At 54.6% G+C, this 19,227-nt stretch carries 18 protein-coding genes; 12 read left to right on the top strand and 6 right to left on the bottom strand.

The features are described from left to right. Nucleotides 1-259: 259 nt before the first annotated feature. The 5 genes from AC0IYH_RS06520 (at nucleotide 260) to AC0IYH_RS06500 (ending at nucleotide 5,451) form a co-directional block, all read left to right on the top strand. Nucleotides 260-1,222 (top strand): FecR family protein, encoded by a 963-nt coding sequence (locus AC0IYH_RS06520; protein ID WP_471833418.1) that lies wholly within the window; start codon nucleotides 260-262, stop codon nucleotides 1,220-1,222. A 174-nt stretch (nucleotides 1,223-1,396) separates the two neighbouring features. After that, entirely contained in the window at nucleotides 1,397-3,169 is a 1,773-nt protein-coding gene (locus AC0IYH_RS06515; protein WP_471833416.1) for an ABC transporter ATP-binding protein/permease, read from the top strand. Nucleotides 3,170-3,291: 122 nt separating this feature from the next. After that, complete coding sequence (exbB, locus tag AC0IYH_RS06510) at nucleotides 3,292-4,203, top strand: tonB-system energizer ExbB (protein WP_471833620.1); 912 nt, start codon at nucleotides 3,292-3,294, stop codon at nucleotides 4,201-4,203. Between the two features lies 1 nt (nucleotide 4,204). After that, complete coding sequence (locus AC0IYH_RS06505) at nucleotides 4,205-4,645, top strand: biopolymer transporter ExbD (protein ID WP_471833414.1); 441 nt, start codon at nucleotides 4,205-4,207, stop codon at nucleotides 4,643-4,645. Then, nucleotides 4,642-5,451 (top strand): TonB family protein, encoded by an 810-nt coding sequence (locus tag AC0IYH_RS06500; protein WP_471833413.1) that lies wholly within the window; start codon nucleotides 4,642-4,644, stop codon nucleotides 5,449-5,451. Before AC0IYH_RS06505 ends, AC0IYH_RS06500 begins: the two co-directional genes overlap by 4 nt. A 153-nt stretch (nucleotides 5,452-5,604) precedes the next feature. Here the strand turns inward: AC0IYH_RS06500 and AC0IYH_RS06495 are convergent, their stop codons facing one another. From AC0IYH_RS06495 to AC0IYH_RS06480, 4 genes are all read right to left on the bottom strand, one after another. Continuing rightward, complete coding sequence (locus AC0IYH_RS06495) at nucleotides 5,605-6,114, bottom strand: RNA polymerase sigma factor (protein ID WP_471833411.1); 510 nt, start codon at nucleotides 6,112-6,114, stop codon at nucleotides 5,605-5,607. A gap of 213 nt (nucleotides 6,115-6,327) precedes the next feature. Next, a complete protein-coding gene (locus AC0IYH_RS06490; protein WP_471833409.1) occupies nucleotides 6,328-6,660 on the bottom strand; it encodes a hypothetical protein in 333 nt (110 codons plus the stop codon). A gap of 514 nt (nucleotides 6,661-7,174) precedes the next feature. After that, nucleotides 7,175-10,318 carry a multidrug efflux RND transporter permease subunit gene (locus AC0IYH_RS06485; protein WP_471833407.1) on the bottom strand — a complete coding sequence of 1,048 codons (3,144 nt, stop codon included), beginning with the start codon at nucleotides 10,316-10,318 and terminating at the stop codon, nucleotides 7,175-7,177. 20 nt (nucleotides 10,319-10,338) lie between these two features. Then, complete coding sequence (locus AC0IYH_RS06480; RefSeq protein WP_471833405.1) at nucleotides 10,339-11,511, bottom strand: efflux RND transporter periplasmic adaptor subunit; 1,173 nt, start codon at nucleotides 11,509-11,511, stop codon at nucleotides 10,339-10,341. A 173-nt stretch (nucleotides 11,512-11,684) separates the two neighbouring features. On the opposite strand from AC0IYH_RS06480, the gene AC0IYH_RS06475 reads away from it, so the two are divergent. Both AC0IYH_RS06475 and AC0IYH_RS06470 read left to right on the top strand, forming a co-directional pair. Further along, nucleotides 11,685-12,239 (top strand): TetR/AcrR family transcriptional regulator, encoded by a 555-nt coding sequence (locus tag AC0IYH_RS06475; protein ID WP_471833403.1) that lies wholly within the window; start codon nucleotides 11,685-11,687, stop codon nucleotides 12,237-12,239. A 22-nt stretch (nucleotides 12,240-12,261) separates the two neighbouring features. After that, nucleotides 12,262-12,537, top strand: a complete 276-nt coding sequence (locus tag AC0IYH_RS06470; RefSeq protein WP_471833401.1) for a hypothetical protein — start codon at nucleotides 12,262-12,264, stop codon at nucleotides 12,535-12,537. A 20-nt stretch (nucleotides 12,538-12,557) separates the two neighbouring features. On the opposite strand, the gene AC0IYH_RS06465 is transcribed toward AC0IYH_RS06470, so the two are convergent. Together AC0IYH_RS06465 and AC0IYH_RS06460 are read right to left on the bottom strand one after the other, a co-directional pair. Continuing rightward, nucleotides 12,558-12,917, bottom strand: a complete 360-nt coding sequence (locus AC0IYH_RS06465; RefSeq protein ID WP_471833399.1) for a hypothetical protein — start codon at nucleotides 12,915-12,917, stop codon at nucleotides 12,558-12,560. A 306-nt stretch (nucleotides 12,918-13,223) separates the two neighbouring features. Beyond that, on the bottom strand, nucleotides 13,224-13,550 hold the full coding sequence (locus tag AC0IYH_RS06460; RefSeq protein WP_471833398.1) for a DUF2790 domain-containing protein: 327 nt from the start codon (nucleotides 13,548-13,550) through the stop codon (nucleotides 13,224-13,226). 199 nt (nucleotides 13,551-13,749) lie between these two features. Here AC0IYH_RS06460 and AC0IYH_RS06455 point away from each other — a divergent pair, with 199 nt between their 5' ends. From AC0IYH_RS06455 to AC0IYH_RS06435, 5 genes are all read left to right on the top strand, one after another. Further along, a complete protein-coding gene (locus tag AC0IYH_RS06455; RefSeq protein WP_471833397.1) occupies nucleotides 13,750-14,430 on the top strand; it encodes a response regulator transcription factor in 681 nt (226 codons plus the stop codon). Continuing rightward, nucleotides 14,411-15,784 (top strand): sensor histidine kinase, encoded by a 1,374-nt coding sequence (locus AC0IYH_RS06450; protein ID WP_471833395.1) that lies wholly within the window; start codon nucleotides 14,411-14,413, stop codon nucleotides 15,782-15,784. The genes AC0IYH_RS06455 and AC0IYH_RS06450 overlap by 20 nt, the downstream gene beginning before the upstream one ends. Nucleotides 15,785-16,055: 271 nt before the next feature. Continuing rightward, on the top strand, nucleotides 16,056-16,964 hold the full coding sequence (locus tag AC0IYH_RS06445) for a LysR family transcriptional regulator (protein WP_471833394.1): 909 nt from the start codon (nucleotides 16,056-16,058) through the stop codon (nucleotides 16,962-16,964). Nucleotides 16,965-17,077: 113 nt separating this feature from the next. After that, nucleotides 17,078-18,007, top strand: a complete 930-nt coding sequence (locus AC0IYH_RS06440) for a hydroxymethylglutaryl-CoA lyase (protein ID WP_471833392.1) — start codon at nucleotides 17,078-17,080, stop codon at nucleotides 18,005-18,007. Nucleotides 18,008-18,031: 24 nt separating this feature from the next. After that, on the top strand, nucleotides 18,032-19,222 hold the full coding sequence (locus tag AC0IYH_RS06435) for a CaiB/BaiF CoA transferase family protein (protein WP_471833390.1): 1,191 nt from the start codon (nucleotides 18,032-18,034) through the stop codon (nucleotides 19,220-19,222). Nucleotides 19,223-19,227: the final 5 nt, after the last annotated feature.

Below are 19,227 nucleotides of genomic sequence, written 5' to 3'. Positions count from 1 at the left end.
ATCACACGAATGTTTTGAGAGGAACGAGCGAGCACGAAAAAAACATCACCGCGGCGCGGGTAAACTTGACTACTACTTATTTGATCTACGGATATTGCCCAGATTTCTGCGCGTTGCGCGAGGAAATACGTTTCTCACAGCTGCATGTAGCAAGGTGACGTCTTATACTTGCGCACACCTCGCAAACCGCTCAACGACATTGAGCTAACGCTGCTGGCCGGTTCTTCTCACTCATGTTCTCAAAGACACTCTTCGACTAATGAAAGTGGCCAACCCTGAAGACGATGATTCTGCCGAAACCCAAGCTATCACTTGGTGTGTCAGGCTGACGTCTGGTGAAATTACGCAGGAAGAACTTCGCGAGTTTGAGCGCTGGCGTCAGGCCAGCCCTCTGCATGAAGCGGCGTTGACGCAAGCTCGTCAGCTTTGGCTGAGTGTCGGCAACGGCTTTGATGCGCATGATTTCACTCTTGCCAGCGTTGTCCCGGCACCGGCTGAGCCGCGCCGAAGCCGGTTGCGCCGGGCCATGCGACCTATGGCTGCGGCCGCTGTTGTGGTGCTCGCGGTGAGTGCGGTCTTTCAATGGCAGTCGGACTGGCGCTATCAGTATACAACCCAGGGGGGCGAACAAAAAAACGTCCAATTGAGCGATGGCAGTCGTGCTTGGCTCAACACGGACACTGCGCTGAACGTCGATATGCGTGACGGTCAGCGGCTCGTTCGACTCGCTCGCGGTGAGGCATTTTTCGACGTGACGCACGATGAGGCTCGCCCATTTGTTGTCGACACGGGCGGCAGCCGCGTCCGGGTGCTGGGGACGGCTTTCGCAGTGCAGCGTGACGGCGATGATACGGTCGTCACCGTGCAGCGAGGACGCGTTCGCGTCAGTGGCGTTCGTGTTGGTCAAGTAGAAGTCGTCCCCAACCAAAGCGTGCGTGTGCACAACGGCCAAGTGGCGGTGCAGGTGGAGAAGGTCAACGCCGAGCAGAAATTGGCCTGGCATGACGGTCGTCTTATGTTCCAGAACGCGACGGTTGCCGAGATTATCCAGGCGCTTAAGCGTTACGATCGGCGGTTGGTGTTCAGCAATCTTGCGGGCGCCGACAAGGTGCGCATCAGCACGATGATCGAACTGCGGCGTCTGGATGACTGGTACGACACCCTGGAGCAGACGATGCACATTCAAGTGATGCGCCTCGGGCCCGTGGTTTGGCTGCGCTAGGGCGGCACTCAGCAGGCCATTGAAAGCTTTTTCAACGCCTGCATTGCTGTTTTCTTTCCAGTTGCTCGTTCTCCTGTCGAGGCCTCCAGTGTTGGGCAGGCCAAGAAGGAGCATTGATGAACATCGCCAGACACTGCATCCAAATGGCCGCGTGGGACGCCGAGGCGACTCGTCATGCGTGATGCGCGAACACTTCGAGCCGAGAAAGCCGACTACCGTATATCCCGCCTGCTGTTTTCGCGCATTTGGCGTTTGACCCGCCCCTTCTGGAAACAGAAATCCCATTCGCGCTGGTGGCTGTTGATGTCGGTACTGTTGGGTATGACGCCGTTGTTGGCGGTTGCCGGTTACTGGGTTGCCAATCTCACGGCAGACATGACCAACGCAATCATCGCCAAGCAGCAAATGCAATACACCCGGCTGTTCTGGTTGATCGCGCTCATCGGTGTGGGCACCTGGGCGGCCAATGCCTTGATGTTCTATCTGGGCAGCCTGCTGAATGTACGGTGGCGGGAGTGGCTGACGGACTGGATGATCAGTCGATACCTGAGCAACCGCACCTACTACGACATCGCGCTGCGCGAAGACCTGGATAACCCCGACCAGCGCATGCAAGAAGATATCGAGCCGGTCATCAGCACGATGTCGCGCATCCCCCAACAGATCCTGAGCCAGCTCATGGCCTTGTTAACCGGCGGCGTCATCATCGCGACCATCAGCGCCACCATGACCTGGTATGTCGTGGCCTATGCGGTGATATCGACACTGATTACGCTGGCCTTGTACGCACCAATGATTCGTCTCAACTTCAACAGCACAGTGGCTGAGGCAGACCTGCGCTACGGCATCCTGCACGTACGCGATAACGCCGAGACCGTGGCTTTTTATCGCGGCGAGGACACCGAAAACCGGCAGATTCGCAGCCGGCTGCACACCGCGATCCAGGCCAAGCTCGCCATCTTGCTGTACGAGATGAAGATGATTGCGATGAACTTCGGGCTGGGCCAACTGTGGACGTTGGCGCCGTTCTTCCTGATCACGCCGTTATTCCTGGCCGGTGAAATCGAATACGGTGCCATCGCGATGGCAACCACGGCGGCGTCCCAGATGTTGACGTCGCTCACCGCGCTGTCCCAGTACATCCCGAGTCTTGCCAGCATGGCACCGAGTGCCGTGCGCCTGGCGCAGATCCTTGAGCGGTTCGACTCGCTGGACGAGCAACGCCATGAGCAACAGGCGCAGAGCATCACTTTCCGTTCTGGCGACCACATTGCATTGTCCAACATCAGCCTCGAAACACCGGGCGGCGAACAGCATCTGGCGAAGGGCCTTTCACTGACCATCGAGCCCGGCCAGCATTTGCTGATTTGCGGCCAGACCGGCGTGGGCAAGAGTTCTTTGCTGAGGGCCATGGCTGGCTTGTGGACAAGTGGCACCGGCGAAATCCGCATGCCGCCGGCGCACGAGTGCATGTTCCTTCCGCAAAAGCCCTACATGATCCTGGCCGATCTGCGTGCCCAATTGCTCTACCCGGGCGGACGTAAAGACATCACTGACGAAACGCTGCTGCGCTGTCTGGAGCGGGTCAATCTTGCTCACCTGGCGACGCATTATTCGGGGTTGAACGCCGTGCGTGATTGGGGCCGCGTGCTGTCCTTGGGCGAGCAGCAGCGCATCGGGTTTGCCCGTGTACTGCTGTCCAGGCCGCGCTACGTGTTTCTCGACGAGTCCACCAGTGCCGTGGACCTCGCGACCGAGCGCCAGCTGTATACGCTGCTGGAGGAGACGGGCGCGACCTTTGTCAGCGTGGGACATCGCACGTCCATTGAACGCTTCCACCAGACGGCCTTGCGCCTGCACACCGCTGGCGAATGGGAACTGATACCGGTGGCGCAGTTGGCCAGCGAGGAGGGCAGGCAACCGGCGCATCCTGTCGCGGCAACGTGATCGGTAAATTTTTTGAATTCGACTGATGAAAATCCTCGTGTTGTGCGTTTTCAAGATGAGCAGCAACGTCTTGCGCGCTCACTCAGGGCCTAAACCGTGTACAGGACAGTCATGTGAAAACGATGGTCAGCTTGCTTATCTCGCGAAAGGGCTACAAAGCCTTCCTACTCCTACTCACGCTCACCGCAGTGTTGTTTTCTTTGAGCGTTGCCACGATGGTCAGCGCCGAGCCGATTCAAGGGCAGGACGCCTCCGTTGCGCATGACTCGCCAAATGCCGTAGGCGGGCATCCGGTCTTGCCGCCGATTGAGGCGCCGAAGGCGGTGGGTGCCGCGCCTCACGGGTTCTCGCCGATCGCGCTTTATCATCAGGCGGACGTCGTGGGCAAGAGCGTCATTCTCCTACTGATCTTCAGCTCGTTCCTCAGCTGGACACTCTGGCTGGGCAAGGCCTGGGAGGTCTCGCGCTATCGGCGTCGATTGACTCAGTCCATCACCGTGCTCTGCGGTGACGTCACGATTGGCATCGACTCACACAGCCTGGCTTCGCCCGCGTGTGTAGAAATGCTGAAGCTGGCGCAGGCCGAGCTGAAGAAAGGCCTGTTGCACAGCCCGCAAACGGTAACGCACGTACAAGACCGAGTGCATGCACGCATCCAGCGCGTTGAAGCGGCTGAGGCTCGTGTGCTGACACGTGGTGCCGGGGTGCTGGCGACCACCAGTGCCGTCGCGCCGTTTGTAGGCTTGTTTGGTACGGTATGGGGCATCATGCACAGCTTCATTTCCATCGCCAACGCCCAGTCGACCAACCTCAGCGTGGTGGCTCCGGGCATTGCCGAGGCGCTTTTCGCGACCGCACTGGGTTTGCTCGTCGCCATTCCGGCCGTGCTCTTCTACAACATCATCGCGCGTTACATCGGCGGTTACCGCCAGCTATTGGCGGACGCCTCCACGCTCATCCAGTGCCTGCTCAGCCAGGAACTGGATGCGCGCGCCTCGGTAAGCTCTAGGAAAGAATTGGACAGGGTGGCGTGATATGGGATTTTCGTCCTCTTCGACCGAGCCAGATGATGACCTGAACGCGCTGCGCGAAATCAACGTAACGCCGTTTATCGATGTGATGCTTGTGCTGTTGATCATCTTTATGGTAGCTGCGCCGTTATCAACGTCCAACGTGCCATTGGATTTACCGTCTACGACCCAGGTCGCCCAGCCCGAAGAGCAAGACCCGCTGCTGGTCAGCCTGAAAAGTGATGGAAGCCTGCATATCCGCGACGTGCCGGTAACGCGTGAGCAGTTCCCGCAAGAACTGCTCAAGGCCAGTCATAACGACCAGGAAAGCCGCGTCATGCTACGGGCTGACAAAACTGTGAATTACGAGGCATTGGTGAAGGTCATGGATTTACTGCGCGACAATGGGTATACGAAAATCGCTTTGGTTGGGCTGGTGGCTAAAGCCGAGGCACGGAGCGAATGATCATTGGCGTCATGTCTCGTCGTCCTCTGGGCGGTGACTACTTGAATAAAGCTGTCGTGCCTTTCGCCGCATTGCTCTTGCACGCGGGCATCATCCTGGCGATGGTGAATACATCCGAAACCCGGCCGATGTCACCTACACCAACACCTGCGGCGGCTCCCATCCTCATGGACTTGGCGCCGCTGCCTGCATCTGCACGTGCCGCCAGCAGCGTACAGAAGGCCTCCGTGCCAAAAACCGAGGCTGAGGCTGTCCAGACGCCGTTGCTGGATGTCCCGATAAAGGAAATCAGCAAGGTCAGCATTAGGATCGCCGTTCAAACGCCCCGCCAAAAGCTGTCCCGAGCAAAACCGCTGGACAAACAGCCCACACCTCAGCGTGTGCCTGAGGTCGCCAAGCCAGAGGTTGCCATCACTGAATCGTTGGAAGTGGACAACAGCAGCGAGAACAAAACGAACCAGAACAAAGCGCCGAAGGTCGGTGCGGCCAGTGTCTCGCCGGTCCAGGCAAGACAAAGTTGGGAGTCCGAAGTTTTAGCCCGCTTACAGCAGGCCAAACGATACCCGGTGCACTCGTTAAGGGCCAAGCAAGAAGACCGCGTGATCGTGAGATTCACGATTGACCAAGAAGGGCGTGTGTTGAGCAGTTCGGTAATTAATAGCCAAGGTTATAGCGCGTTGGATAAAGAGTCACTGGCACTGATCGTACGGGTATCACCACTGCCAAAACCCCCCGTCACGGCCATGGCCGACAGTCGAGTTGAAATGGAAGTGCCGATTGAGTTTTTTATTGGCCGCAAGGGTTAAAGGGGCGAGCTTTATGGCGTGAGAAAGAATCACTGAAGCGAATGTCAAACCATTCGCTTCAGTTAGGATTCTGGGGATATACCGACATTATTCGAACAGCGATTAAACACCGTGCGTGGTGAGCGAGATAACTAAGCGATGGGTCGTATCGTCTTAAAAGTTGTTGCTCTTCAAGAAGTCGCGACATTGCAGTAATGCCCGAACTGCATATTTTTCCACAAGACTACGGGACACCCCCAACCGGGCCGCAATCTCTGTGTGAGTCATGCCCTCCACCCGGCTGAGATACAGCACATCCCGGCACTTTTTCGGAAGTTGTGCCAGAGCCGTATCAATGGCATGCAGCTGTTCATCCAGGTGATGGCAGTCTTCAGGGGTAGGTGAATACCCCTCAAACAGGCTATAGGCGCCTTCCAGTAGCCTCATGCGCCGGCTCTCCATACGCATGTAATCTATCGCGGCATTGGAAGCGATGCGTATAAGGTAATTGCGCGCGTCATCGTAGGAGGGGAAGTCATTAGCCAGCCCAAGCACACGAAAATACATATCCTGACTAATGTCTTGAGCGGCTTGCAGCGATCCGGTTCGAGATAAAACTATTTTCTGAAGTAAGGGGTGAATGTCAACAAATATATTCACGGCGTTAACACTGCTTGCAGTCACTTTAGTTACGCCCCGGGCGCTTTTATAAGCTTGAATTTAGAGTCAAGGAATATTACGTCTTTGGGATAGGGTAGAAAACGACTTAAATTTCATAGGGGCAGGAGTTTTGGATATATAGGAGCATTAGCCTAAGTGCCTGGGGAGGCCATTAGGATGGGATTTGGCATTCCTCTGAGCGCTGCAAGCTTCAAATGTATTGGGCGACCTGCTGTTCTAGATCGAATTTACCGAAACCACTTCAACGTACCTGTATTTTTTCTTGGCGGCTTTAACAGCTTCCTGCTCTGCCAGGAGGGTGCTCAGCGTGTCGACTTCGTGGATTATCTCGTAGGTTTTGCCTTCAAACTCGTTGCCCACCCGCAGCGTCACCTTCAGCCTAGAAGCAAATGCTTTTACGATTTTCCTGTTCTGCGGCGCCTTTACCGGATGAATTGGCCCGATATCCGGAACAGGCGCTCGTACCGGAGGAGCATTAACTCGTTCTACTGGCAAGGGGCTGCCGAAGAGCGCTTGACGCATCTCTTCTTCAGTCAATTCTGTGTTCATGGTGAATCTCTCGATGTGATGTAATGTGACGCTCGGCTGATTTTACCAACTGTCCAACCCGATAGCGCTTCGGTCGAGACTACTAAGATGACGTTATTGCGAGTTGAGCCACGGCACCTCCTGATTGGCCTCATTTTAAGGCTTGTAGGTGTCTATGAAACTATTGTCGCGGTAGCCATCTTAAAGGAGTGAGTGCTGCCTGATATGCTCGGAGTCAGATCTACCATAACCAGCGAGCACATAACCAGAGAACATACGGCTGCTCTGCGATCCTGCTGCCTTGCGAGTTGACGCTGGGCAGCAGTCTCACTAAGCAATGACTGGCAAGTTGACGCAACCTGCTGATCGTCGTGAACGACTCGCGTTGTTCCGATGCTCATCGAATAGGTCGCGGTCTGAAAGTGGTATCTCGGAGGGCTGACTGGAACTCAGCCAGCCCTCCCGTCAGGCGATCCATTCCCAGCGGCCAGGTATTTCGTCAAAGAAATTAGCAGGGGTAGCACCGCCATAGTGGTTAGGTTCGCAGTGGCGCGGAATCTTCGGAATTTTCAACCTTCGATGGTCTTTTTGTTCGCAAAACTGAAAGTACCCAGACAAACAAAACAGGAATGAAGAAGACTCCCAGCAGCGTTGCAGTGAGCATACCTCCGATCACGCCTGTGCCAATGGCTCGTTGACTGGCCGCCCCGGCACCCGAGGCGATTACGAGTGGTACGACCCCGAGAATGAATGCGAGCGATGTCATGATGATGGGCCTAAAACGCATACGTGCAGCTTCGATTGCCGCATCGACAAGGGAATGGCCGTCTTCCCAGAGTTCTTTAGCAAACTCGATAATGAGAATTGCATTTTTTGCGGCCAAACCGATGATGGTGATAAGCCCTACCTTGAAGTAAACATCGTTAGGCAGCCCCACTGCTGTTATGGCAAGCACTGCTCCAACTGCTCCGACCGGTACGATCAGCATCACAGCTATCGGAATGGCCCAGCTCTCGTAGAGCGCAACCAGTAGCAGGAAAACGACTACAAAAGCCAATGCAAACAGCTTCAGTGCCTGGCCACTTGCTATACGCTCCTGAAACGAAAGGCCAGTCCATTCATAACCGATGCCTTGCGGAAGGTCGCTCGCTATTCGCTCCATTTCAGCCATGACTTCTCCACTGCTGACACCCGGTGCTGCGTCTCCTGCGAGCTTGATTGATGGGTACCCGTTATAGCGTACGATCTGGACGGGGCCTTCCTCCCATGTACTCGTGACAAAAGACCGGAGGGGCACTTGATCACCATTTGCATTAGGAACATACAACTTGAGTACTGCTTCAGGCGTCATCCGTTCACCTTGCTGCGCCTGAACTACGACACGTTGCTGACGTCCGGCATTGGTGAAGTCATTTATGACTTCTGAGCCAAATGCGCTGGAGAGTGCTGCACTGATTGAATCAAAACCTACACCCAACGCCCTGGCTTTTTCTCGATCAATAACCAATCGTAACTGGGGAGCTTCCCCCAACCCTTCCATCATGGCGTAAAGTATTTTAGGACTATCTTTTGCTTTGGCTAAAACGTCGTCTCGTGCGGCGAGCAAGGCATCTCGCCCCAAGCCCGCTCGATCCTGCAGGCGCAGAGCGAAGCCGCCTGAATTGCCCAGGCCATCGATTGGCGGTGGCGCCACTGCCATAATGATCCCGTCATCGGGATTGGCGAAATGCTCGTTGAATGCCTTGATTTCGTCAGCGGCTGATTGTCCCTCGCCACGTTCAGACCAATCTTTGAACATTGGAAAGGTGATTGCAGCATTTTCCCCCATCCCGGAAAAGCTAAAGCCGAGAATGAGGAAGGATGAGGCCACGCTATCGCGAGCCAGCAGAAAGCGATCTATTTCCTCGCCTGCAGCAGATGTCCGGGCGCGGGTGGCACCTGGTGCGAGTTGAACATCAACCATCATGTAGCCCTGATCTTCTACTGGGACGAACGACTCTGGTAGACGCAGGTAGAACACACCCAGCACGATAATCACGCCGGTATAAGCCAACATGAATCGTCCTGTGCGGGCTAATAACTTGCTGTTCAGGGATGTGTAACGCCCTGTCATTCGCTCGAAGAAACGATTGAACGCGCCAAAAAATCCACGCTTCTCGTGATGCCCCTGAGCAACAGGCTTTAGCAGTGTTGCGCATAGCGCGGGAGTGAAAGTTAGCGCGAGGAATCCAGAGAATAGAATTGAAATGGCCAGTGATAGGGAGAACTGCTGGTAGATGACGCCCACCGAGCCAGTCATAAACGCCAACGGCATGAACACCGCTGAGAGTACCAGTGTGATACCGATGATAGCCCCTGATACCTGGCCCATTGCTTTGATCGTGGCATCGACGGGAGAGAGGCCTTCTTCGGCCATGATCCGCTCGACGTTCTCTACGACAACGATTGCATCATCAACCAAAATGCCAATCGACAATACCATGCCGAACATGGTCATCATGTTGACGGAGAAGCCCAGCAGATGCATGCACGTCAATGTGCCGAGCAAACAAACAGGTACAACAATGGTTGGGATGATTGTATAGCGGATGTTTTGCAGAAACAGGTACATCACCAGAAACACTAACACCATGGCCTCAATCAAGGTGTGTATCACTTTTGTAATGGCGACATCCACGAAGCGGGATGTGTCGTAAGGTATAGAGAACTCGACACCCTCAGGAAAATTGACCGACAACTCCGCTAACCGCGCTTTTATGGCTTCAGCAGTTTCCAGCGCGTTAGCACCTGGCGTTAGCTGTATCGCGCCTGACACCGCGGGCTTGCCGTTTAATCTCGTCGCAAAATTGTAGTCCTGGCTACCCACCTCAACACGGGCCACATCTGCCAGGGTAACGGTCGAACCGTCCTGATTTGCACGCAATACAATCCGTGAAAACTCATCGGGATCATCCAACGTACCTTTAACGACTAGCGTAGCGGTTAGTTCTTGCTCGCTGGAACCAGGGGTGCTGCCGAAGGAGCCAGCAGGTACCTGGACGTTTTGCGCACGAATCGACGCATTGACGTCCTCAATAGACAATCCATAGCCAATGAGTTTCTGTGGATCAATCCAGACACGCATGGCTGCTTCAGCGGCGTAATACTGAAGCTTGCCAACACCCGGGACTCGGCGAAGCTCGTTGTTGACGTTCCTGGCGGCATAATCGGCGAGTTGTGTGGTATCGGTATTTTGACTGCCCTCCTTGTAGCTGAGCGAGTACATCAGCAAGAACCCAGCGCTGGTTTTATCCGTCTGGATACCCAGATTCAGTACAGCCTGGGGCATCCGTGCTTCCGCTTTTTTGAGCCGATTCTGCACGTCCACCTGCGCAAGCTCAGGATCGGTGCCGGGTTCAAATGTCACGACAATTTCGGCGATACCGTTGCCGTTACTTGTCGACTCGAAATAGAGCAGGCCTTGCGCACCATTGAGCTCCTCTTCGATCACACTCGTCACCGAATCGACGAGCACCTGCGCTGAAGCTCCCGGATAGGTGGCTGTTACGCTGATTTGTGGAGGGGCCACATTCGGATATTGAGCCACCGGCAGGGATGGGATCGTTAATAACCCGGCCAGCGCAATGAACAGGGCTACAACCCACGCGAAATTGGGTCGCCTGATGAAAAACAGAGACATGATGTTTCCTCAAGTGCTGTTTACAGCGGCGTGGGTTTCGTAGTCGTTTGGGCTTGTGCTTGTGCAACGTTGCGCGCAGGGGCAACTTTTTCGCCGTTGCGGATGTTTGCAAGTGAACTGACAATGACCTGATCTCCCGCCTGTAGGCCGGAGTCAATCTGCCAGCGGGAATCTTGCATAATCCCTGTCTTCACTGAACGCACTTCAACCGTGTTGTCAGGGCCTATAACCATGACGTTGGCTTGCCCATCAGCGCTTCGCTGAACGGCACGCTGGGGCACGAGAATAGCGTCCTTATTCATGCTTTGAGGCGTTCGTACACGGACATACATGCCAGGCAACAATGCCTTGTCTGGATTATCAAACCTTCCACGCAGGGTGATTTGACCTGTATTGCGATCAACTGAGATATCGGCAAAGAGCAAGGTGCCTTTGCTGATCTGATCCGAGTCCTCAATACTTACTGAAAGAGGCTGTTCACCGGCGCCCGTGACATGCCCTTTGGCAATGGACGCACGTAACTGCAACGCATCTGCTGCTGTCTGGGTGAAGTCAATATATACGGGGTCTAGTTGCTGAATCCGCGCGAGAAGGGTGGCTTCATCCTGACCAACAAGCGCCCCCTCAGTGATGAGTGCTCGTCCTATCCGACCGGCAATAGGCGCCCTGACCGTAGCGTATCCCAGGTCCAGGTTAGCAGACTCTAAGTCTGCCTGAGCCGTTAGCTTGGCGGCTCGGGCTGTTTGCAAATTAGCCTTGGCGACGTCGTATTCCTGCTGGCTAACTGCTTGGATTTTGACCAATTCCTCGTAACGTCTGGCCGTTGCTTGAGTCTGATACACCTCTGCCTCTGCTTTGGCCAGGCCGCCCTGGGCTCGTGATACGGCAACTTTATAGGGTGACGGATCAAGCTGAAATAGCACATCGCCAGCTTTGATATCGGCGCCTTCCTCGTAGTTACGGCGAAGCACGATGCCAGATACACGCGCGCGCACTTCGGCTATCCGTACGGGTTCAACCCGTCCAGGAAGCTCTGCGACTACCGTGAGAGGCTCTGTCTTGATCAGGAGGGTTCTGACTTCGCGGGGAGCGCTGTCGCCTACGCTAGCAGCATGCTTATCGCACCCAGCGATACTCATCGCTACGATCAATACGCCTACGGTGACGTGCAGCCGGTTAGCTGTGGAGGGCATTTGTTACCTCGATAGATCACTTTGAACAGGCGACTTAGTCTCTACAGAGATGTCGACTGAGTCAATATCGTCTCATAATATTATTTTGTGTATCTTTTGAGGCTTTATTGGTTTAATCCTGCTTTTTATGCCACAATGACTTTTTCCTATGCTCAGGTCGCGGTGTTGCCTATATGAAATCCCTTACGACGGAGGAGGGGTTGTTGAAAGCGCTGGCTATTGCGCTTGTCGATCACCCACGTGGAACTCTCCAAGACATTGCGCAGGCTGCCGGTGTAAGCAAGGCGACGTTGGGGCGTCGTTTTGGTACTCGAGATAATCTGGTGAATACGCTGGTTGATCACGCTACAGGTGTGATTACCCAAATACTGAAGGATCTGGATTTAAGAAATGCACCTGTGAATGATGTATTCCGACCCTTGATAGATCGTCATTTTGGCCATTGTGAGTTCGTCGCCTTTTTAACGTATCAGTGGCACAACGATTCAATGGATTCTGAAGAGGCAATCGTTCCCTGGCATCCCTATCACGACGGCATGGACGCATTTTTCCTTCGGGGACAGCAAGCAGGCATATTTAGGATTGACCTGAGCGCGCCGGTGATTACCGAACTCTTCACATCAGCGATAATAGGTTTGGTTGATGCTGAGCGACGCGGACGGCTAGGTCGCTCGGGGATGGCGTCGCATTTGGAACAATTCTTTTTGTTTGGAGCATCGACCCGGTAAAGGCGTCGTAAGGGACGCCGCAGTGCTCGCATTTTCTTTAGGTGCAGAAGCGCCAGTGATGGCGTCTTCTGGGCTAGAGGGTGTTGTCGATCATGCTTGGAGGAATGATTTGAAGTTTTTGGCCTTTCTTGGCGATAACGTCGCGAAAGTCGTAACGCGCACCTGGGAAGCCAATCATTTTCCAACTGGCCATACCCTTGTTGCCGCCATAAATCGGATCGGACAAAAAGCCATCACGCACGTTGGCGAGAATCTGCTCAAACAGTTGCGGTATATCACCGCGCCATTAAAGATTTAACCGAATTCTGTCAAATTTCGTCAGGTGGCTAGCGTCTCATCAATAACGATACGCAGTTGCGGGCTTACTTGGGCAGGGGTGTCCAAGTCACCGTTGGCGTATAGAATATGTTTGATCGCCGCCTCTGCCTGAGCTTTGGGATCTTGATCCAATACGAGTGAAAGAAGTCCTTCACGCAAATAGTTAGCGTGTTGCTCGCTCGCTTCGTGACCGAGCCAGACCGGTCGCTCACCAGACGCCATAAGCGATTGCCGAATGCCGGCAGAGCCGCTACCCGTGTTGTAAATCGCGGCCAGATCGCCTTGTTCATTAAACTCGCTGAGGGACGGCTTTCGAGGAATTTGATGCCGTGCCTGTAGCGCCAGATAGCTACTACGCAATGAGTAAGGTCTTCAGTGAAGCGGCTTGCGCCACTTTCGCGCAATGTAGCGATATCGGTGTACTTGTTGTCCGCATCGGTAATGCCGATCCTCTGGTCAGTGATGCACGTCGTTTGAGGCTATGGGTTGGTGCTCGTGACTTGGCGCAGATTGTTCGCATCGGGCTTGAACACCGTGGTACTCAAATCGTCGTGACTGCCCCCACTAACACGATCTCTTTGCCGAGTTTATCGACGAGACCGGTACCGCCGTTCCCAGTATCATCCTGACCACCATCGTTGATTTGAGGTGGACGTTCGGTGTGGCTCACTCCTGTTGGGGCCTGCACTTGCCTTGCACCAGATACTGAACAGTGTTGAGTTTTCCAGTTGAGTCTTGGTAGGTCATCCGCATCGGTACCGCATCGCAGGATGACGCCATGGGGCTGCGGCTCACTACGCTGGCAATATCAAGCTTAATCCCGTAATCGTAATCTTTCACTTCTGGGCTAGCCTGCCCCAATTTCTTAGCAAATGCATCCACCGATGCTTGATAGTCATTAAGTTGTGAAGCCGTACTGAACGCAGTCTGCGCAGCGCAGGTTTCGCTAATAATTAATAAACCGACGAAACATATGGCTTGAATTGGGGGCACGAGTTTCACCTGAGCATTTGGGGGAGGCTGGCAGGACAGACGATATTCCCTGCCTTTTCCAGTGTTAAGACGATGCCGCGTAGGATAGGGCGGTACCGCGATGTCTTTAAGTTAAAAAAATTTAACCGCAACGATTGCGGGCTCGCAGTTAACGCGGTTTCCTGATTATCCTTTGCGTTCAGTACATCGAGGCAGTGGAATGAAACGAGCACTATGCATTGAGGATGACCCTGTTGCCTCTCAGGAGATTGCTTCAGAGCTATCAACGGCCGGATTCGAGGTCAAATGTGCCCGCGATGGATGTTCTGGACTGGAACTCGCGCTCACGGATAATTTTGACGTCATTACCCTTGATAGAATGCTGCCCGGGATGGACGGTTTGGCCGTTGTCAGCGAACTGCGCAAGGCTGGAGTTCGCACCCCCGTAATCATGATCAGCGCGTTGAGCGACGTAGATGATCGAGTCCACGGGCTCCGGGCAGGAGGCGATGATTACCTGGTTAAACCGTTTGCCTCAGAGGAAATGGCAGCTCGGGTTTTGGTGCTATTGCATCGACGCAGCGATGTGGAAGATCGCCCCACGTTTCTTCGCGTGGCTGATACGAAGCTCGATCTGATTCTGCGTGAAATATCCTGTGGAGAACAGCGGGTCGAATTGCAGCAACTGGAGTTCAAACTGCTGGAGTTTCTGATGCGAAATACCGGGCAGGTTGTGACGCGAGCGCTGATCTTCGAAGAGGTGTGGGGATACTATTTTGATCCGGGTACAAAGCTGATCGATGTACATCTCACGCGAGTTCGGCGAAAGCTGGAAGAACTTGGTTGTTCAACGTCCATAGCCACTATCCGAGGGACTGGTTTTGTTTTTAGCGCCACGTGAACCGTCTGCGAGCATCTGGCGCACCACACCTGTTCGAATTTCTCTCTATTTTTCCTTTACTTGGATCGTCGGGCTGTTGTCGTTGAATACGCTGATGTATTTCAGTGCCGTCGATTATCTGGGAAAACAGGGTGATGAGATCGTCTTGGGACAGGCAAGGGTACTGGGATCACTGCCGATACCGGCGTTGCTTGAGCAGATCCGGCAAGCGCAGCTGGGCGACCTGCGCAATGTCAGCTACTACGGATTATTTTCCGGCAATGGGCGCTGGCTGGCTGGTAACGTTCGCATGCCCCCTGTTGACCTGCCGTTGGACGGTATCCCGCGAGAGCTCAAGGAAGAAGGTTTCCAATACGGAGCTCGCGCCCTGGCCATGCGTTTGTCAGATGGGGAAGTGTTAGTAGTAGGCTATGACGCCAAGACACTTACAGGGCTAAGCCATATTCTTGTTCAGGCGTTGCTTTGGAGCGCATTGCTCATAGTCATCGCGGGATTGGCTATCGGCGCATTTCTCGGGTTGGGCCCGATGCGGCGTGTACGAACAGTGCAAGACACCAGCACGCTCATCTCGGCTGGGGATTTGTCACTGCGGCTCCCGGTGTCAAGTAGAGGGGACGAACTCGATATTCTCTCAAGCCTGGTCAACACAATGATTAGTGAGGTTGAGCGCTTGCTGGCCGAGGTAAAAAGCCTAGGGGACAACGTTGCACACGATTTGCGCACACCGTTGAATCAGCTGCGCTCGCATCTGCATCGCGCATTGGAACGATGGAATGTCGACTCGCCGAGCCGGCTGCAGGAGCGTGTTGAACTTGCACTGCAAGCCACAAATACTCTTTTAGGGCGTTTTCGAGCGCTGCAGCGAATTGCCGAAATAGACAACCTTGCCCGTCGCGCCGGCATGCAGAGTTTTGATCTCGCTGCACTGTTTGCAGAGATGGCCGAGTCTTATGGCGCCGTAGCGGACGAAGTTGGAATTAGGCTCAGGCTGGACGTCGAGCAGGGTGAGTGGGTGCATGCAGATCGTGTTCTGTTGGCTGAAGCACTGATCAATCTGCTGGACAACGCGCTGAAGTTTACACCGTCAGGGGGGTCAGTGGTATTGAGGCTGCGCAGGCCTCACGGGCGAGTCGTCATGGAAGTCGAGGATGACGGGCCGGGCATTCTTGAGCAGGACAAAGAGAAGGTCTTGTATCGCTTCAGCCGTAGCCCCAGAGATGCGGCTATCCCTGGTGCAGGGCTGGGGCTGGCAATCGTAAGTGCTGTAGCGCGATTGCATGGCTATAGCCTTTCTCTTGACGACGCGGAACCTGGTCTGCGGGTTATCCTGCAAGACCAGGTCAGGGTTGTTTGACCAGAGGTGCTTGAGCACATTTAGGTCTTTCATCGAGCAGTTGGTCATCCGTAAGCGATGTAAGAGGACGGCAATGTCGAGTGAGAAAACAATAAGCACGAAATCAAGACGACACCGAGGCTCGCATTTACAAATACTACAACTTGAGGGAATCACGTCCTCTGGAAAAAAAGCGGTAACTAAGCATGCCTATGTTACCCCTGACAGGCTTCCACTCGGCGCTCAAGAGTGGGGGCGTTACGTTATTGCTGACGGCCTATAGGTTTATTAAATGCAGCCCTTGGATCATTACTCCCTTCATCTGTTTATTCTGGTTTGCGAGGAAGGCACAATCGCTCGCGCCAGCGAGCGTGCGTTTATTGCAGCGTCCGCCGTCAGCAAACGCATTTCTGATATCGAAACACGCTTTGGCACTCCACTCCTCAAACGCAGCAAGCGAGGCGTAGAGCCTACGCCGGCAGGTCAAGCTTTGTTACGTCATGCCCGATCTCTCACCCGAGCGATGGAGCGGCTCGACAGTGAGTTAAGCGAGTATACGGAGGGCGCGCGGGGGCATGTTCGGGTTCTGGCAAACATCTCCTCTATCATGGAGTTCCTGCCAGAGGAACTCTCGGACTTTATGTTGAGCAATCCCCTGATTCAGACGGACATCGAGGAGTGCTTCAGTCCAGATGTCGTTCGAGGCGTATCTGAGGGAAGCGCCGATATTGGAATCTGCCGCAGATCAATGGCGGTGGGGGATCTTGAGTTTTTGCCTTACCGCCAAGACCATCTGGCCGTGGTTGTAGGCGCAAATCATCCGTTAGCAGACCGCAATAGCGTCGCATTTGAAGATACCCTGACTTATGAGCATTTAGGGCTTTCCGCTTTCGCGACACTTAATACGTTCATGCGCAAACACGCTGAGGAACGTGGTCGTGAGCTACGTTTCCGCTCATATGTCTCCTCATTTGATGCTGCCTACCGTTTGGTTCAGTTCGGCCTGGGGTTAGCCATTTTTCCACGTGAGGCGGTGGATCGTTATGCCGCATTGTTCGATCTGCGCATCATCCCGTTGACCGACGACTGGGCCTTGGGAGAGTTTGTCATCTGCTTGCGTGATCGTGGTTCGCTGTCGCTTTCGGCGCGTCGTCTGCTTGATCACTTATTGAATAGGGCCCCAGCGACTCAGCTCTCCTGAGGTCGCTTGGTTATCCATCTCGCTTCACGATGGATTAGCCCGTAAATCACGTCTTTTCTGTGTGTCATTGTCCTCTTAGTCTGAGCTCACGCTTCACTCTTCGAGAGACCTTCATGACAATAATAATTATCAACGAAGTCGGCATGCGTGATGGGCTCCAGAGCCTACAGGCGATCATGCCAACCGCTGCCAAACGCCATTGGATCGACTCTGCTTACGCCGCGGGTGTTCGCCATATGGAGGTCGCGTCTTTTGTACCTGCCAAACTTCTACCCCAGATGGCCGATGCCAAAGAAGTCGTAGCGCATGCACTCAGCTACCCCGACCTCGTCGTAACAGTGTTGGCGCCGAACCTTCGGGGGGCCAAAGACGCTCTCGAGTCAGGCGCCCACCGTATCATCGCCCCGGTTTCCGTCAGTGCTGCTCACAGCCAGGCGAACGTACGTCGTACGCCCTTGGAAATGGTCGAGGAGTTGGGGCGCATGTGCCAGCTGCGTACCGACATGGGGCTTCACGATGTGCAAATCATCGCGGGCATGTCAGTTGCGTTCGGCTGTACTCGCCAAGGGGATGTGCCTCTGGGAGACCTGTGCGAATTGTCGGGACACGCACTTGAGGCTGGCTGCGATCTGGTGTCGTTAGGCGATACCACCGGTTATGCCAACCCAGGCCAGGTCGCTGCTGCGATAAAGGCTGTGCGAGCTATCGCGGGTGACAAGCTTAGAGCCGCGCATTTCCATGACACCCGTGGACTGGCTCTCGCTAACAGCCTGGTGGCAGTTCAGGAGGGTATCACTGAGCTGGATGCATCGCTGGCCGGATTGGGCGGCTGTCCGTTTGCGCCTGGAGCGTCAGGCAATACGGTGACCGAGGATCTGGTCTTCATGCTGCAAAGCATGGGGTACGACACCGGAATCGACCTCGTGGCGCTAATTGCTACTCGAGACGTGCTGCGCAGCGCAATGCCTGATGAAACGCTTTACGGCTGCATCGCCCGTGCAGGTCTACCCCTCAACTACCAGCCTGTCGCCAGCCATGCCTGACCCGTTTGATCGAGGAAAACAATAATGTCCAAACTTCCATTGGACGGCATTCGTGTCGTCGAAATCTCTCATATGGTCATGGGGCCTACCTGCGGAATGATCCTCGGTGACCTTGGCGCCGAAGTTATCAAGATCGAACCGACCCGAGGCGACGGAACTCGACGCCTCTTGGGTGCGGGTGCGGGGTTCTTTCGCACCTTCAACCGCAACAAGCAGTGCATCGCGGTAGATGTTGATACAGAGCAGGGACGCAATGCGGTTCTGGAACTGATCGACACTGCTGACGTATTCATCGAGAACTTCAAACCGGGCCGGATGCAGTCTTTGGGCTTCGACTACGCCGCCGTGAAACAGCGCAACCCGCGAATCGTCTATGCCTCCCACAAGGGGTTTCTGAATGGCCCCTATGACAACCGACTGGCATTGGATGAGGTCGTTCAGATGATGGCAGGGTTGGCTTATATGACTGGCCCTGTGGGGAGGCCGTTGCGCGCAGGTAGCTCGGTCAACGACATCATGGGCGGCATGTTTGGCGCAATTGGTGTGCTAGCGGCACTCAACGATCGTAACGTCACAGGTGTCGGTCGCGAGGTACAAAGCGCACTCTATGAAAACTGTGTATTACTGGCTGCGCAGCACATGCAGCAGTACGTCGTGACCGGCCAAGCGGCTGCGCCGATGCCTAACCGCATTAGCGCCTGGGCGGTATACGACGTCTTTGAGTTTGCCGGTGGTGAGCAGATGTTTGTGGCGGCAACAGGTGAGGGCCAATGGACGGCGCTGTGTCATTTGCTAGGTCAGACCGCATTACTGGATGATCAGACTCTAGCTACCAACAATGACCGTGTACTGCAGCGTCCCCGCTTGCTGGCTCACTTGGCTGAAGTCTTTGTCACCATGGACGCTCAGGCCTTGGCGTTGCAGCTTGAAGCGCACAGCATCCCTTTCGCGCCGATTCGTCGACCTGAAGAGTTGTTTGAGGATCCTCATCTGCTGCAAAGCGGCGGACTTGCGAATCTTGAGTTGGAGGACGGTTCGTTCACGGCGATGCCGCTTCTGCCATTGTCGTTGGATGGTGAGCGTCTGCAACCACGGCAGTCGATTCCACGTATTGGGGAGCATACGCACAAGGTCATGCGTGATCTGGGCTATAGCGATGAGCATATTGCGGCACTGTGTGCCGCTGGTGTGCTTAAAACCGATGCTCAGGTCTAAGGGGA

It is taken from the genome of Pseudomonas sp. AC463 (genome assembly GCF_979253585.1).
Note: the sequence above shows the minus strand (reverse complement) of the source record. Positions and strands in the feature narration are given on the sequence as shown.